This is a genomic window from Flammeovirga sp. EKP202, assembly GCF_014534745.1.
Taxonomy (GTDB): Bacteria; Bacteroidota; Bacteroidia; order Cytophagales; family Flammeovirgaceae; genus Flammeovirga.
This window is the reverse complement of record NZ_JACVVP010000005.1, coordinates 31735-48370: the sequence shown is the minus strand read 5'-3', so window position 1 is coordinate 48370 and position 16636 is coordinate 31735. Positions and strand designations below refer to the sequence as shown.

Annotated in this window: 13 protein-coding genes; 7 read left to right on the top strand and 6 right to left on the bottom strand. The window is 33.4% G+C overall.

Going from position 1 to position 16636, the window contains the following annotated elements; genetic code table 11:
* Positions 1–16: 16 nt before the first annotated feature.
* The 5 genes from IC221_RS04210 to IC221_RS04195 form a co-directional block, all read right to left on the bottom strand.
* The gene (locus tag IC221_RS04210) at positions 17–418 is read right to left on the bottom strand and encodes a YchJ family protein (RefSeq protein ID WP_223241294.1); all 402 of its coding nucleotides are present in this window, start codon (positions 416–418) and stop codon (positions 17–19) included.
* A gap of 636 nt (positions 419–1054) precedes the next feature.
* Entirely contained in the window at positions 1055–1189 is a 135-nt protein-coding gene (locus IC221_RS29730) for a hypothetical protein (RefSeq protein WP_255516002.1), read from the bottom strand.
* Positions 1190–1279: 90 nt separating this feature from the next.
* Positions 1280–2632 carry a ParB N-terminal domain-containing protein gene (locus IC221_RS04205; protein ID WP_188167761.1) on the bottom strand — a complete coding sequence of 451 codons (1353 nt, stop codon included), beginning with the start codon at positions 2630–2632 and terminating at the stop codon, positions 1280–1282.
* Between the two features lie 45 nt (positions 2633–2677).
* A complete protein-coding gene (locus IC221_RS04200) occupies positions 2678–3508 on the bottom strand; it encodes a helix-turn-helix domain-containing protein (RefSeq protein ID WP_223241293.1) in 831 nt (276 codons plus the stop codon).
* Positions 3509–3638: 130 nt separating this feature from the next.
* Positions 3639–5192: a replication initiation protein gene (locus tag IC221_RS04195; protein ID WP_188167759.1), complete on the bottom strand. Its 1554-nt coding sequence runs from the start codon at positions 5190–5192 to the stop codon at positions 3639–3641.
* Between the two features lie 1791 nt (positions 5193–6983).
* Between IC221_RS04195 and IC221_RS04190 the strand changes: the two genes are divergently transcribed.
* From IC221_RS04190 to IC221_RS04180, 3 genes are all read left to right on the top strand, one after another.
* The gene (locus tag IC221_RS04190; protein ID WP_062621538.1) at positions 6984–7976 is read left to right on the top strand and encodes a ParA family protein; all 993 of its coding nucleotides are present in this window, start codon (positions 6984–6986) and stop codon (positions 7974–7976) included.
* Positions 7969–8862, top strand: a complete 894-nt coding sequence (locus IC221_RS04185; protein ID WP_188167758.1) for a ParB N-terminal domain-containing protein — start codon at positions 7969–7971, stop codon at positions 8860–8862. Before IC221_RS04190 ends, IC221_RS04185 begins: the two co-directional genes overlap by 8 nt.
* A gap of 212 nt (positions 8863–9074) precedes the next feature.
* Positions 9075–9821 (top strand): hypothetical protein, encoded by a 747-nt coding sequence (locus IC221_RS04180; RefSeq protein ID WP_188167757.1) that lies wholly within the window; start codon positions 9075–9077, stop codon positions 9819–9821.
* A 553-nt stretch (positions 9822–10374) separates the two neighbouring features.
* On the opposite strand, the gene IC221_RS04175 is transcribed toward IC221_RS04180, so the two are convergent.
* Positions 10375–10776: a DUF4493 domain-containing protein gene (locus IC221_RS04175; RefSeq protein ID WP_188167756.1), complete on the bottom strand. Its 402-nt coding sequence runs from the start codon at positions 10774–10776 to the stop codon at positions 10375–10377.
* Positions 10777–11100: 324 nt separating this feature from the next.
* On the opposite strand from IC221_RS04175, the gene IC221_RS04170 reads away from it, so the two are divergent.
* The 4 genes from IC221_RS04170 (at position 11101) to IC221_RS04155 (ending at position 16477) form a co-directional block, all read left to right on the top strand.
* Positions 11101–11694: a YtfJ family protein gene (locus IC221_RS04170; RefSeq protein ID WP_188167755.1), complete on the top strand. Its 594-nt coding sequence runs from the start codon at positions 11101–11103 to the stop codon at positions 11692–11694.
* Between the two features lie 149 nt (positions 11695–11843).
* Positions 11844–13136: a serine dehydratase subunit alpha family protein gene (locus IC221_RS04165; protein WP_188167754.1), complete on the top strand. Its 1293-nt coding sequence runs from the start codon at positions 11844–11846 to the stop codon at positions 13134–13136.
* Between the two features lie 850 nt (positions 13137–13986).
* Entirely contained in the window at positions 13987–14562 is a 576-nt protein-coding gene (locus IC221_RS04160; protein WP_188167753.1) for a hypothetical protein, read from the top strand.
* 400 nt (positions 14563–14962) lie between these two features.
* Positions 14963–16477: a caspase family protein gene (locus IC221_RS04155; RefSeq protein WP_188167752.1), complete on the top strand. Its 1515-nt coding sequence runs from the start codon at positions 14963–14965 to the stop codon at positions 16475–16477.
* Positions 16478–16636: the final 159 nt, after the last annotated feature.

Below are 16636 nucleotides of genomic sequence, written 5' to 3'. Positions count from 1 at the left end.
CAACTTCAGTGCTTTTTTATAATGCATCTTTATACACCCAATGCCCATTTTCCTTTTCAAAAGTAGACTTCTCATGAATTACCGAGGGTTTTCCTCTCTCCATGAAATAGGCTTTAAATTCTACCACTCCAAAATTATCACCTTCTAGTCCTTGTTGTTTTTGAATAATTTCAAGTCCTTTCCAATCTACTGCTTTTGCCCACTTTATAGTCTCCCTCCTTTCTCCTCTTGATTTAGGTCTTGTCTTAGAATGATGGCTTTTATGTAAATATTCGCTATCTGCTAATACATATGCAGAATAACGAGACCGCATTAATTGTTCAGCGGTAACTACATCATTGATATCATCATGAGCAATTTTACAACAATCTTTATATTGTTTTCCTGATCCACAAGGACAGTTCATATCTTTTTCCATAGAGGGCAAATTAGACTATTTTCGTTTTTGGCAAATTTACCAAAATCGTTTTCGAATAGCATTATTATTATCAATAAATCGTAGTAAACTAAGTTCTCGTCAACTTTCAACCGGCCTTTCTGCAAGCATTTAGAGGATCTAACTTTCAAGCTTTTTTCCTCTTCGTTTTTGTCTTGAAACAAAAAGAAGCAAAAAATTCAAAGCTTAGAAGTCAAAAGCTAAATTCCATTCCTCTCGCCTAAATGATTTTAAACTCGCTAAAGCTCAAACAACAAAATCATTTTTAACGGCTCATTCCATAAAATTCTTAACGCTTTTCCCTTCAAGGCCGAGGGAGATACTACTAAATGATTGTCTGATTACAGATCAAAAGACAAAGGTATTATAATTATCTTCTAAATTGCAGTTCTGTAGGGTCGTTGCATTGCAACGACCTCACGAACCACAATACACTACCATTGATCCTTTATTAAAGGAGTTACATTAATTAACGAAAGTTTATTTTACAGTGTAGTAAACTTACCCAATAAATACAATTACTATCTTAGTAGAAAGTTGGTTTATATTAAAAGAAAGGAACTTTGGCGTTTTTGGCAAAATTGCCAAAAACGAAAAAAGTGGTCTCTCAACCACTTTTTACTTATATATTTTTTTAAAACCTAACCGTTTTTTGATCTCTTCTTGAGTAACCCCCATGCGAATTAAATCTCCTAAAGATACTCCTTTTCTGAATTTTGTCTTTACATTTTTATTCGGTGATGTCGATAACATAATGATGTAATTTTAAATTCAACATACTTTTTATACGTGATGTATAGTCCTGTTGTTTTAAAACCTCACCTAATAAAATATAATGCAATGTTATAATGATCTAAAAAACGACTCTCTTAGTACCTGTAATTCTTGGTGTTCATTGAGCTCAATGTAATGACTTTCCAAGGCTACATCTACTTTTGGAGAAGGGTTAGTAGTGATAATTCCTACTTTCAGATTCTGTTTCTCTACCTGAAGTTTTGCCTCTTCTAATAAAGAATCATCTACAACAATATAAAATTTATGACAAGAAGCAGATAAATCTATTAAACTATTTAGATTCTGTAGATCATCAAAAGTAGAAACGATTTGATAACCGACCACCAAAGGAGACAGTTCTGAATCATTTAATTTGACCACTTGAACTACATCTACAAACTTACTTTGTTTTACTTCCGTATTGTTCTCTACAAAACGAATTGTAAAATCATTATAATGTTGATGAGAAGGGTTGACATTTTGAGCTTCAAAAGAAGTATCGGGATACCTAAAAGCTAAAGCTACTCTACTTACTTTTTCTACTAAAGAAGTATCATTGATTAATGCTTGTACTTGCTTTGGCGTAAGGTCTTTCTCTACTTTCTTTGTTTTTCTAGCTTTCTTTTTCTTTTCTTCAAGCTCTACCGCTCTAAGTTCAGTCCAAGCTTTATGAATTGAAAGGTAACCATCCATCACTGCATTAAGCATATCAGCAGGGCCTTTTTCAATAACCTTTTTCATTTTGGTTACATTCTTTGTAGACACGCCTGCAATCTTTGCCGCCTCCTCTGCTCTATTGATTCTTCCTTTAGGATCAATATTCAATGACTTTTTCAGATCATCCAACTCATTTTGCTCTTCAGAAACTTCAACAGGAGTAGTATCAACTTTTTTCTCTGCCGCTGCATTGAAACCTTGAACTTGACGTTTTTTCCTTTCTTTTGCTTCAATACCTAAAAACTCCGTCAACTGAAGTGCAATACGAATTTTTTCAGCATCACCAATGTTACGTCTCCCCAATTGGTTTCTCAACATCCAAATACGAACGTCATTGTGCGTACTGAATTTTAATTCCTTACAAGGGATATATTCTAAACCCAACTTTATGGCTGCTTCACAACGGTGGTGACCATCCACAACAGTATGAACTACTCTTGCACCTGTATTATCTCTTAGTGTATGGGTCCAGTATAATATAGGTTCACGAACACCTTCAGCTTTAATTGACTCCTCAAAGTTGCGAGCTTCATCCTCTGTTTGTTTACGAATCAGTTCTCTGTATTCAGGTTCAATATGAAATGCACCTGGAGATTTATAATCCACATTTGTCAACTTTTCCTGTGACTCTTTCTCTCTAAGAGAAGTTTTACCTTCTTTTAATTTTTCTTCTTCTTTCTTCTTAAATTTATCTAGGTTCAGCATAGTTCATATTTGTTCTAATACAGTGTGCGTAAAACAGGGCTTTTTTTAATCTAAAACAGGCAACAATTCATGTATTAATGAACGCACCTCTTTTGTAATATTAGTATTACTGAAATTAGTATCTCTTTGGTATTGGATTGAATCAGGAATAAAAGTATCCAATAGCTTTAATCCCATATAGCCGTCCAACTCAAAAGGCATTCTTGATTCTTTCACTGTTCTATTGACTCTATTTCTGATACCAATAATTTTGGTTGGTAGATCTAAAGAGTCCCTTACATCAGCAATATTACTGATACTTGAAATAGTTGGTCCTAATGCCGTTTCGTTGAGCGTGATAGGTACAATCACATCCGAATTTGCAATTATACTTGTCAATAGATCTGTTACTGCGACGTAACCTGCCGTATCAACTAAGATATAGTCATAAGTATATTGACTGTCTTCGATCAGCTTTCTATACTTCTCAGAAACTGCAATAGTATTCGAATCAAAACTGATGACTTCAATATTTTCGTGTCTACCATTTTCAGCATACATTGCAAGTGTTTGCTGTGGGTCAGTATCAATACAAAGAACTTTTAGGTCTGGGCATTCAGTGACAATACCCATAGTAATTTGTCTAAGTAATGAAGACTTTGTGTTTCCTCCTTTTGAATTAATAAGAGACACTACCTTTGCAGGAGGTCCTTTTACGATGTAATCCAGAGGTACTTTAAAAATGTCGGCAATCTTAGAAAGACCAGAATAAGGAATTTCTACTTTTCCCTTTTCCCATTTAATTAAGCCTTGAACAGAAATATCAATCAGCTGAGCCAATTCTTTCTGTTGCATATTATTTTTTTTTCGAAGTTTAACTATATTTTCTCCGATCATGTCTATGAAGTTATATTATTGTATAATTACAAACCTAATATAATTCTGATAAAGGTCAAAACAACACCTTAAATTATACCTTAGATTAACTTAAAAGCATTGATTCTCTAAATAAATCAGTGTGATGTTCTTACCAGTCGTTGATCATCTTCGCAAAAGTGCCTTTGTTAGGGAAAATTTCATTTCTCTGTACAGCATTTCTTAAATCTCTGATCTCTTTCTTCAAAGGTTTCATTACCTGATACTCTTCTAAGTCATTGACAAACACCTCAATAGCTTTTCGAATGATTGAATTACCAAGCCCCAATGATTTCATATCCTTATAAAATACAAAAAGTTGGTTATTGAGTTCATCCAAGTACACTTGATGCCATTCTCCAAACTTCTTTGTCGAGAAATCATAAGTACCGAAATGAGTTAGTTTCTTTGCCAATTTAGTTGAAAGTTCCTTGAACAAGGCCTGATCTGTACCATATTCAGGACAAGGAATAGCTACTGGCTCAAATTTATAAGCGGCAGTAGGTTTTGCAGGTTGAGCAACTTCTTCCTCGTTGATAATGATTTCGATATTACCAAATGCACTCTCAGCAGGCGTTTCTTTGATCGAAGAAGCCGCAGAGGCAGGAGTTGTATCAATATTCAATGATGTTTTACCATTCATAATGTAAGACAACATGTTGTTCTGTACACCAATGATAAACTTCTCTCTTGATCCACCCGCATGTTCGGTAATGATTTCACTTAGCCACTTCCCTAATATCTTCTCATTCATGACCGGGTCAACAATTTTTGCTTCTACATCCTTGTAGCAATTATTATTTAAACGATAAAGGTGAATGAAATTATCGAACGTATTTTTTAGGGTAGCATCTTGGCTAAATTCAGTATTTAGGAGCTCCATTGAAGAAGCAAAGTCATTTTCTCTTTGTTGATGATCCACCTTTCCTGAGAAAAAGAACTCCAATACTTTAATCGTTCTCCCTTGCTTATATTCTTTTAATGATACTTCAATATCTGCATTCTTATTGATGTCCTTGATAGAAGGCGTAATAACCGACTGCTTCAATCGACCATAAGATTGATACGTTTTATGTTTTTCTAAACCAAAGACAGACCTGAAGTCATCTACAGTAATTTTTCTACTCTCGTAAAAACCGATTCCTCGAGACAATAAATCGTATAGTTTTGGTCCATATTTAGAACGCATCTGACGAATATTGCCGTAAATGTAAGTCGTATAGTTACTCTTTGCATTGAGGTAAGGAAGCAAGTTATCGGAGTATTCAAAGGTCACTTTTGTCTTATCCAGCACAATTCTATCAAAAATAGAAACATACTCCTTTCGATATCCCTTGCTCAAAAGGCTCACATCGCCATCTTTACCAATAATGACCGGTAGACCGGAATCTTTATCGATAGGCGTGTAGAACATGATCATAGACGATTTAAGAAGCTGACAGGCTTTGTCTACGTCCTTTAAGTTCTGCCCTCCAACATAACGTCCATAAAAACTCGAAAGCTTAAAAGTAATTGGCTTCGAGTAGTCTTCGTTATGGAAGGTATTGGTATAAATAAATAACTTTTGTGCTAAACCAGGAATAGGAAGCTGTGTATTCGCTTCTATAATCTGATTGGGTCGCTTTACCAATTCAGCACGGGTAGTGATGTTATTTATTAAATCCATGATAGATAAAATTATTCCAAAAAATGAAGTCCACCTTAAAAATTGCGGTGCACTTAGTATATTTAAAAGTCTAATTTATAGCAAAAATTGTAAAAACAAACATTTTTTACGGTGTAAATAGTATTTTTAACTTTCGATTGCGGTTAAGATAGTATTTAAAGTCAAAAAGTGCGGTTAAGATGATATTTTTAAAAATCGAATTTCAATAATTTATTCACATTTTAAGCTGGAGAGGATTCGTAGGAAATATCAATGAATCGGTACCCTTTTCATTCTATATATACTAAATAAGACGTAAAATGAGTGATCATCAGCCTAAAAACACGAAAAAAACGTAAACCTTCATCAAAATTGCGGTTAAGATGGTATTTATAAGAAAACAGTTGCGGTTAAAACAGTATATATAAGTAGAAATACGGTTAAAATGGTATACATAACAGAGGAAAATACTGGTATTAGAGCATTATTATGGTTGAATTGATATTTTAATCTAAAAATTGCGGTTAAGATGGTATAATTAAAAAGCAACTATGGTGGTAAATGCTATGAAGTACGGTTGAAATGGTATTTATAATATGGTGTAATATCATTCCAATTACGGTTAAGATGGTATTTAAACATCCGTAAAATATTAATTATCAATAAATTACATACCCTATAAAGAATAAATAGAGATAAATAAAAGAATAAAACGCATTTTCTATTATTCTAGCGATTAAGGTTAAATAGTGGTTATACCTCAACATTTAGTGCTAAAACAGTCTGATATACGAATACTCCGCAGTGATTTATGGTTAAGTGAATACTTAAGTAGTCAAAATTGTGGTTCTAGGTGTGATTTTAGGCCATTTTTACGGTTAAATGAGGGTATTTAAATTTGTCATACGGTTAAGTAGATATATTACTATGGTTAAGGAAATATCCATACTGCGGTTGATTTGGTATCTAATTACGGTTAGTTTAGTATTTATAAGTGCCTCTTTTTTCTGATAATCAATTAGTTATGTTACCCTATAAATAATAAGTATATAAAATAATTAAATAAATAGATCTTATTATATCCTTTTAGAGATGGAATTTATATTAAAAGTTAGCATTAAGAATGCTATTAGAATTATGATGAGCTCCAATTGAAAACTTACTGATTAACGGTAAAACAGTATTTATAATTAAAAAATAAGGATAAAACAGTTTTCTCCGTAAAAATTGCGGTTAAGATGGTATATAAATAGATTTTATTACGGTTGAAACAGTATATGTGATATAAAATTACGGTTAAGTCAGTATAGATGTTGATTCAACCGTATTCATGAATAGTTTCCCTTTTAGCAATCAATCCTATAAAACCCCAGATTAATATACTAAAACTCCACTATGACTTATTTATCTCAATATTATTACGGTTAAGATGGTATTTAAAGACTAGAATTATGGTTGAGAAATGATATGTAAGTAGAAAAAAGGAAATATTTACGGTTAAGGTAGTATATAAGAAGGAATATTATGGTTTAAATGGTATTTAATCTAGAGAAATGGCTTTAAATATACTAAAACAACCGTAATCTAAAGTGATGTCAGTCTTTCTCCTTTAAAATCAGGATTATAGGTACTTTAAACACCCTTCTGATAGGAAATATTTTGTACTAAATAGACCATTCATATTTATTATTAGTGAAAAAAATACCTTTATAAGTAAAATATTACTATTCAAAGTGAAAAAAATATCTTTTTTTGTTTTTTACCTCACTTTTTTTGTGTTGATTTGTTGAGAAATTATGAAAATATCACATCATGACGCAAAAAGACATTCTAGATTTTATCAAAGACAATGATATGCTTAAGGTTTCAGTGGTCGAAAAGAAAGCTGGAATCCCTACAAGGTCTCTTCACAAAGCATTGAATGGAGAGCAGAACTTAAAAGCAGAGTATATCGAAAAACTAACACAAGTTTTAACTCCTCTTGGATTAAAGTTGAAAGACAAGTTTAAAGTGATTTCAATTATAAACAACAAAGGTGGAGTAGCAAAGACAACAACTGCTTGTAACCTTGGTGCAGCATTATCAAGATTAGGTAAAAAAGTATTGTTGATTGATGCCGATCCTCAAGGGAACTTAACTCAACATTTGGGGTATAAGGATCCTCAGTTTTATGAAGGAAAGGAATTGTCAGATATCATTGAAGGAAAGTGTGATGTCAATAATGCCATCATTCAGTATCAGGAGAATCTTCATATTATCCCTTCTACTACAAACCTGGATTTTACAAATAAAACGCTAAACAGAAACTCTGGTCCTTCTTCATACAAACTTGTGAAGAGATATGTTATTGAAAAAATTGAAGGAGAATATGATTATATTTTCTTCGATTTATCCCCTTCATTTGCTTTAATAACAAATGATTCTTGCTTGATTGCCTCTAATAGAGCCTTGATTCCAGTGGATGCTTCTGAATTTGCATTTAGAGGAATCAACAACGTATTAAGCCACATTAATGACTATAAAGAGGAAAATCCTAACTTAGAAGTATTGGGCTTCTTGTTTACTAAAACAGGTAGAACCAAAGATATGCACAAGTACAAAGAGGCATTGAGATCTACACATTATAGAGTTTTTGAAACAGAAATTGCCGTAAGAGATATGGCATATAACAAAGGTCCATTGATCGGAAAAGATATTTTCTCATTGTTTGAAGATGAATCCTTGAAGAAACAGGAAAAGGAAGGGATCAAAAAAGCAATGGATGAACACACTTATTTAGCACAAGAAATTATAGCACATGCCTAACGAAATTAATATTGGAGATTTTTTACCAGGGAGTGATCAGAAAGCTTCAAAACTGATTGATTCAAAGAAAGAAGAGATGTCGTCTGGTAAAATTCACATCATCGATGAATTAAAAAAGTGGATCAGACCACTGACAGAATCAGAAAGAAATACCCTTGAAGAGAGTATTAAAAACGAGGGCGTTAGAGATCCTTTGACTTTTTTCTATCTAGATAATGGTCAGAAAGTATTGTTGGATGGTCACAACAGATATGAAATTTGTCAGTCTTTAGGTGGTGAAGACAACGGTTATGATTTTGAAGAAGTTATTGTAGACATTGATAATATTGATGATGCAAAGCTTTGGATGATTAAAAACCAGGTCGGTAAACGTAACTTATCGAAGCGAGAAATGTCGTATTACAGAGGGCATCATTACCTTACTCACAAAGGAAAACAAGGAGAAAAAACAGGTGATGGTAAATTGTATAACCTTTTGGCAGAGGAATACAACGTAGGGAAGAATACCATTTTGAGAGATGCAAAAACAGCAGAAGTGCTAGATCAAGTTTCTGATACATTCAAGCATTCTTATTTTGATGGTGAAGTAAACGTTTCTCAAGCTAAGTTTGAGGAGGCTTTAAAAGCGATCAAAGAAGGTTTGATTGAGACAGAAGAACTAGAAGATTTTCTGCAGAACAAGTTGGCAAAGCCTGTAGAAGCTCCACAAAATACAACTTCTAGAGCTGCAGCGAATACTCCAAAACCTTTTACTTTTAATAAAATCAATAAAACGATCCGTACGCTTATTGATGCTCCAATAGATAAGGAATTAGGAAAAGTAGAAAAGCTAGCCATGGAAGAATCAGTTAAAGAATTGATTCAGAAGTTTGGTTTAGATCTATAAAACATTGATAATTTTTGGGGGCTAAGAGGTTTTTTATCTTGTACTTCTACCCTTTCAGATGATCAAACAAAGTATTGATAGACGCTCAATCTATCAAAAAAAATCAGGGTATGTATTGGCGTACATACCCTGAGAAAACATTTTTAATATCGTAGTTGGAGTATCTCACCTCTGCCAACTATGAAATGTTCAATCCAAAGATAATTAAAATAATGAAACCGTTAAAACTGATAGATTACTCTTTAGTAGTAGTATCTATGATGTACAGTTCGTACGTAACCTTTTGGTTCGTCAAGGAATACTTCCAAAACACTCCTATTGCTTTATCCATTTCGATTTTCATCGTCTTTTTATCACATCATTACACCCTTCAAACCATCTCTTTTTATCAGCATTTTAAGTCCATTAACCAATATGCAATTCTAGCAACATTACTAACCTCAATGATTTTTTATGCAGAATGGAATGGGCAATTGTTACATGCAAAAGATCAAATTGTTTCTACAAATACTTCTAGTATTGATGATCAAATCGATCAAGTACAGAATGTGATTTTAGAGAATGCGAAGCATACGGTTAACGGGAAAACAAATTGGGCCAAGTATCAAACCTTTCTAGATGCACAAAAAAATCTAAAACTGTTAGAGGAGCGAAGAGTAGTTTTAATGAAAGAAATTGCTGAACAAGAAACAGAAGCGGAGACAACAGCCAATTCGTTTAGAGCTTTTTCTGTTTTACTTTTCGTTTTAGCATTCTTAGCATCGTCAGTCCAGATGAAAGGAAACAATGTACCAAAAATCCAAAAGGTGATTGATCAGAAGACACAAAAGATCATTGGTTTGATTAAAAATGGAGAGATAAAAAGTACTGAAGTTTTGGTTAATTATTTTAATCTAACAAAAGAAGAAGCATCCTTTTTATTGAGAAAACATAGCCCATCGCAACAGATTGGGTTTTGATAGATTATTGAATTTTATATTGTATTAAGGTCCCACTTTGGGACCTTTTTTTATGGATAAGAAATGAGCACATATTATTTATTTAATGCATTGTAAACTAAGCTTTCATTACCTTATAATCGATCTTTCAACAAAATTTTATGATATCTACTTTCAAACTTCTTTCCTCTTCGTTTTTGTCTTGAAACAAAAAGAAGTAAAAAATTCAAGGCTTAGAAGTCAAAAGCTAAATTCCATTTCTTTCGCCTAAATGATTTTAAACTCGCTAAAGCTCAAACAGCAAAATCATTTTTAACGGCTCAATACATGAAATTCTTAACGCTTTTCCCTTCAAGGCCAAGTAAAGAACTGCTATCCTAGAAGAATGGAAATTCCACTGGCGTGAACGTTAAGCAATAGAGTCATCTGTGTCCAACAAATCAGAAGAAAAGTAGCAATCAAATGTGAAGTTTATAGAATAGAGAATAAAAAAACAAAGGTCCCAATTTAGGACCTTTGTAGCTTAAAGAATGGAATGTAAATATATGGAATGAGTTTTTGACAGATGTAGAACTTATTTTCTAAGACGATTTTGGGAACATTGAATATTTAATCGAGTAGCATTACCTTCAATTACCGTAAAACGTTGTTTTCCTTTTAGGGTTAATTCGCTGTTTTCTTCGGTTCCAGAAGAATAGGCGTAGACATCATACTGCCCTTGTTTTAACTTAAGAGTAGAAGGAATATCATGAAGATGAGAGAACGTAATCACCTCTTCCCTATCAGTGGCGCTTTCAATTCGTAGGGCAAATAGATCAGTGTTGGTGATACTCAAATCCGTTGTAAAAAGATTGGGTTGTGTGACTTCAATAATAAAAGAAACATCTCCAAAATGCTGCGGACGTTGATAGTAATCTTCACACCCAATAAGTAATAGTAGTAATGAAACTAGTAGAGTTTTTAAGCCAAAATTCATCTTCCTGAGATAATTGATTCAAAGGCAATTTACAAAATCAGATCAACTATCGTGAACCATCAAATAATACAATATGTAACCAATACAGAAAGTTTTACCTAATAAGTTGAAAAAGAATTGTAACAACAGAAACCTTACATTTACTTTGGGGGTAAAGAAGAAAGAAGAAACATCACTCTCGAAAAGAAGTGGAAAGGAATGATGATTTTAAAGAACAAATATTACATACTCTAACAAATAGAGAAATGTACATCTTTCGGAAAACTAAAAATGGGCACAATTGACTTTTGTCCTAATAGTTATAATAACATAGACCATAATTTCATGTTGAATATTGTAATCGTATTCATTTTATCTTTTATCACGCTGACAGGTTTTGCTCAAAATAATATAGAGAGTGATTCCATTTTAAAACAAGGAGATTTTCTTGAACCAATAATGGTGAGGGATTTAAAAAACAACGACCATATTACCCCATTGATTGGAGAAAAAGTGGTCATGATTTTTTATGCTGATCCAGATACACCGGATGCAAATGAAAACTTTGTCAAGCAAGTAAAGCAATGGAAGTTCAATTTGGATGAGTTTAAAGCGTATGGAATTGTTAACCTAAAAGATTCAAAATATCCTAATGGAATTGTTAGATTTATGATAAGAATGATCAGGAAAAGATCTAAAAGAGAAGCCAACGCTTTGATACTAACAGATCCAAAAGGAACTGTAACAAAAAAATGGAATACGGGTGATTGTAATAACAGCATCGGTATTTTACTGGTAGATAAGACAGGTGAAGTTCTTTTTTGGAAAGCAGGAGAATTGACAGAAGAGGAAACGGCTTTTGTCATTCAGCAAATATGTGATCATACAACCAATTACAAGAAACTGACATCGGAGGAATTAAAAGAGTTTGATCTTTAATTCGTTCATAACGATAAATAATAAAGAAGAGGATAACTATTTCGGAATGTAAATGAATTTGACTAAAAACATTCAGAATAGGGATCCTCTTTTTATTTTACCCTTTTGATAAAAAAACTCCTTGAAAGGCTCCATATATAAACAAGATAATGAACATATCAGAGAAAGAACAACAACAGATTTATACTATTCTTCAAGAAGAAATTGTACCCGCGGAGGGTTGTACTGAACCAATTGCAATAGCATTTGCGGCAGCGAAAGCAGTAGAGATACTAGAACGTAAGCCAGAAGCAATTAGAATTTATGTTTCTGGGAACATATTGAAAAACGCTAAAAGTGTGATCGTTCCGAATAGCGGAGGGATGGCAGGCATAGAAGTAGCGGCAGCTATGGGTGCACTGGCTGGTGATGCTTCTAAGGATTTGTTGGTGATCAGTAATGTGTCAGCCCAAGATATGTTGGGAGTTCGTGAACTGATAGCAACAGGAAATGTGACATTGGAGGTAGTTCCAAATAATATCACCTTGTATGTGATGATCGAAGTGCAAGCAGGAAATGAAACGGCAAGTGTAGAAATCAAACATACGCATACTAACATTACCAAAGTAACAAAGAACAAGGAAGTTCTGATTGATCAACCTTGTAACGATACAGATTTTAATTCCTCTTTGACCGATCGAAGTGTTTTGACCATTAAGAAAATTGTCGAAATGGCCAATCAAATTGACATAGAATTAGTCGCTCCCCTATTCGAAAAAGTCTATCAGTTTAATTCGAGAATTGCAGAGGAAGGATTGACCCAAAAATACGGTGTAAATATAGGTGCCTGTATACAGGAAAATATCAAAAAAGGTATTTACGGAGATGACCAAAGAAACCGATCCGCAAGTTATGCTGCAGCAGGAAGTGATGCCAGAATGGGAGGATGTGCTTTGCCAGTCATGACAACTAGTGGTAGTGGAAATCAAGGAATGACAGCTTCTCTTCCAATCATCCGTTATTGTATTGATCAGAATAGAACCAAAGAAGAAATGTACAGAGCATTGATGGTCTCACATCTTTCAACAGTACATATTAAAACTAATGTGGGTAGGTTATCGGCTTATTGTGGAGTGATGACGGCTTCGGCTGCAGTTAGCGGAGCTTTGGTATATTTAGATGGAGGAAGTGTAGAGCAGATTCAAAATGGCATCATAAATACACTTGGAAATGTTTCAGGTGTAATTTGTGACGGTGCAAATGCTTCATGTGCTTCTAAAATTGCTTCAGGAATTTATGCTGCTTTTGATGGAGCAATGCTTTCCCAAATTGGAAATGTATTTACAAGTAATGATGGTATTGTAGATACGTGTTGCGAGGAAACAATCCAAAATGTAGGAACATTAGCCCAACAAGGAATGAAAGGAACGGATAAAACGATTTTGGATATCATGACCAAATAAGTAAATGTAGTATTCCTCAAATTCCTACCAGCATTTATAGGATCGACTTTCAAGCAGCTTTCTTCTTCATTTTTGTCTTAACACAAAAACGAAGCAAAAAAGTCAAGGCTTTGAAGTTAAAAGCTAAATTCCATTCCTTGAGCCTAAATGATTTTAAACTCGCTACGCTCAAACAGCAAAATCATTTTAACGACTCAATCCATGGAATTCTTAACGCTTTTCCCTTCAAGGCCGAAGGAGTTACTACTAAATGATTGTCTTATTATAGACTAATAGAATAGTGTTTTGTAATCATCTTCTAAGATGTAATGCTGTTTTACTAAAACGTTCTCACGAACCATAATACAAAAACATCTACTCTACACTTCATTACAAAACGAGATATCAATAGAATGAAATGGCAGTACGGTAGAAATTACTTGTACTGCTTTTTTATTAAAAAAGAGTAGAACTGATATGAAATCTATAAAATACGGTTGAGTTGGTATATTTCATTTTGCTGTAGTTCTTGATAAATCTTCCAATAAAATAAAAACAACGATTTTCTCTTTTACGGTTAAGTAGGTATTTTAAAAAACGATATAAAGGTTAAACTCTATTCCTATTCCCTATCGACACTATCTAAGTGCAAGAAATGCATTCATAAAAAATTTATATAAAATCACTCGCTTTTGACCTTTTGATTTACTCTGTAATACTTTAAATACCAACTTAACCGCAAATTATGAAATATACCAAAACTCCGTAAATAGAAAATATATTGCCTATTTCGTTAACAAACTAGAATGGACTGAGACCTGAATATAGTTACAACGTTAACAAAACAGACATTACCTTTAGTCCTGAGAAAATGAAAATGATATTTAGCCTGCTCTTCCTACTATTCAATTATCAATCTATGGTTTCAACACCCTTTGATACATCGACTGAGATCACAAGTTTTATCTTGGAGCAAGAGACCATACAGTGGACCACTTCTAAGGAAGTTGATAACAAAGCTTTCATGATAGAATCATCTATTGACGGAAAGAATTGGACCATGGTAAATTATCAGGAAGGTGAGCACTATTCAGATATAGAAAGACAATACAGTTTTGCGTTAGAACAACCTAAAGTCACCACTTATTTCAGATTGAAAAGAGAAGATATGGAAGGTACTAAGCAGACGTATGAAAAAGTATTAATTTATAAAGTCAAGAAGGTTCCTCCATTCCTGAAATATACAGTGGATGGAACAAAGGTGTCTTTCAAGACGAATGATGGAAAAATCAATGTAAGTATACTTGATGCCTTAGGAAATGAAGAACATCAAGTCTATACAAAAGATGGAGATACCATTGAGTTGAATGAAGGCGTACATTTTATAAAAATGACCTCAGCTCATCAAAATCTCTTTGAACAAGTGAAAATTGAACAAAGAGATTAGAAAAAGCATTAAACCGTTATTATCAATCAGCTACAACGATTCTACTATGATAATGCCACACTTTGGATAGTGTGGTATTTTTTTTGTCGAGATAAAAAAGTACTGGTGCGAGTACTAAAGACAAAAGCAAGGTTAAAAGATAAACGCTGTTTTCATACTACTTGGAGATCATGATGTGATTGTGATCCCTTTATTTATTGATTTAAAATTATCCTCTTACTTTTTTTCTAGTACTTAATATATTTTTATTTTTGCATCAGCGACTGTTATGTTTCTAGTAAATTGAAAATTACCTCAATGTTCGTTGACAACGAATAGAAACTATTAACTTGACACTTTTAGACCAAACTTTTTTATCAGGTTCTTCACTTAATAATTAAATCTGTAAAACTCAGTTTTTATGAATACTTTAATACGGACTTTATTCATCGGTTTCATTAGCTTGCTTTCTATTACAACAACAACCTTTGCACAAGGACAATACAGAGGTGGATTGAAAACAAGTGCGAGTACACAAAAAAAACTTCCTGTACAGTCAGAAGCTTATGCATTAATTGTAGCTACTGACGAATACGATAACTTCGAGGATCTTAACAACCCTATTTTTGATGGTAAAGGGGTGGCAGAGGTGCTTAAAAACGATTATGACTTTCATGTGGAACTATTACTCTCTCCTACGAAAGAAGAGCTACTAGACGCATTGAGAGGCTATCATAGCAAACTACGTAAGAATGACCGCTTCTTGTTATACTTAGCAGGTCATGGTGATTACGAAGACAAATATTACGAAGAGGGCTTCTTGATCCTAAAGAATACAAAATCAAGAGGAATGGACCCAAGTCTTATTTCTTACCTTCCATTTCATAGATTAAAATCGTTGACAGAAAACTTACCTTCGCAACAAGCATTAGTAGTAGTAGATGTTTGTTTTGGAGGTTCTTTTAATGATAAAATCAACAAAGGAAGAGGAGCTTACAATAATCAATACAGCATTACAGCAGAAGACTTTTTACGTTTTCAATTAGAAGAAAAAAATAGATACGTATTGAGTTCTGGACGATTGACTGCGGTAGCAGATGGTAAAAAGGGAGAGCACTCTCCATTTGCCGGAGCCTTGATTCATTCATTAAAAGACCATAAAGCAGACAGTATTGTCACTGCAGAGACGTTGAAGTATGATTTGAAAACACTTCCTTCTCATCCTATTTTAGGTTCATTTTCTGAATCTGTAGGTAATACCGAATTTGTATTTAAATCAAAGTCAGTTGGTACTTCAACTTCAACTCTGATGGAAAGAGCTATTGACCAATACATGACTTATCAAATGAACTTGTCGAAGTACAAGTTAGAAGAGCCATTTGTTAGAAAGTCGAAAGAGTTAGCAACAATTGCAGGAATTTTTGATGATGCGGCAGTGATCGATGAAAATATAGAGGGGATGTTTTGGAAGCTGTTAATGGAAAATCAGCACGACCAAATTGAAATGACAGACTCTGAGAGAGATTACTATGCTAAGCAAGTGGTTACAGCCTTCCAAAAAGAACAACAAGAAGGTGTTAATACTCACTTATGGCAACTTGCTACAATTCAAGCTTTGGGTATTAGAAATTTTGCAGACGACGAAGAAATTTATACTTTATTCCGCAGAGCAATGGGGCAACATAGCTTAAAAAGCTTCTATTTTGGAGGTAAATATGCTTTGAGAAAAGGTAATAAAAACAAAGCCTACACTTTCTTTAAACAAGGAGCCAAAGAAAATGACCCGTTCTGCTTGTATGAGCTAGGGAAATTGAAATATGAAAACTTGGATACATATGAGTTAGATAGACCTTTAGAAGGCTATAGAACTGATTTAGAAAAGGCTAGTGATTCAGGTCTTCAAAGAGCAACAGATTTGTTATTGACGATTGATTAATCAGTAAGCTTTTAAATACCAAATCTCCATATATACCAAAACTCCTTAATTTGACACCTAAGTCTAAATTAAGGAGTTTTGGTATTTAAAGGGTAATATAGGCATGAAAACGAAAGAATAACGGTTAAGTGAGGTACTTTGAATTAGAAATTACCTTTA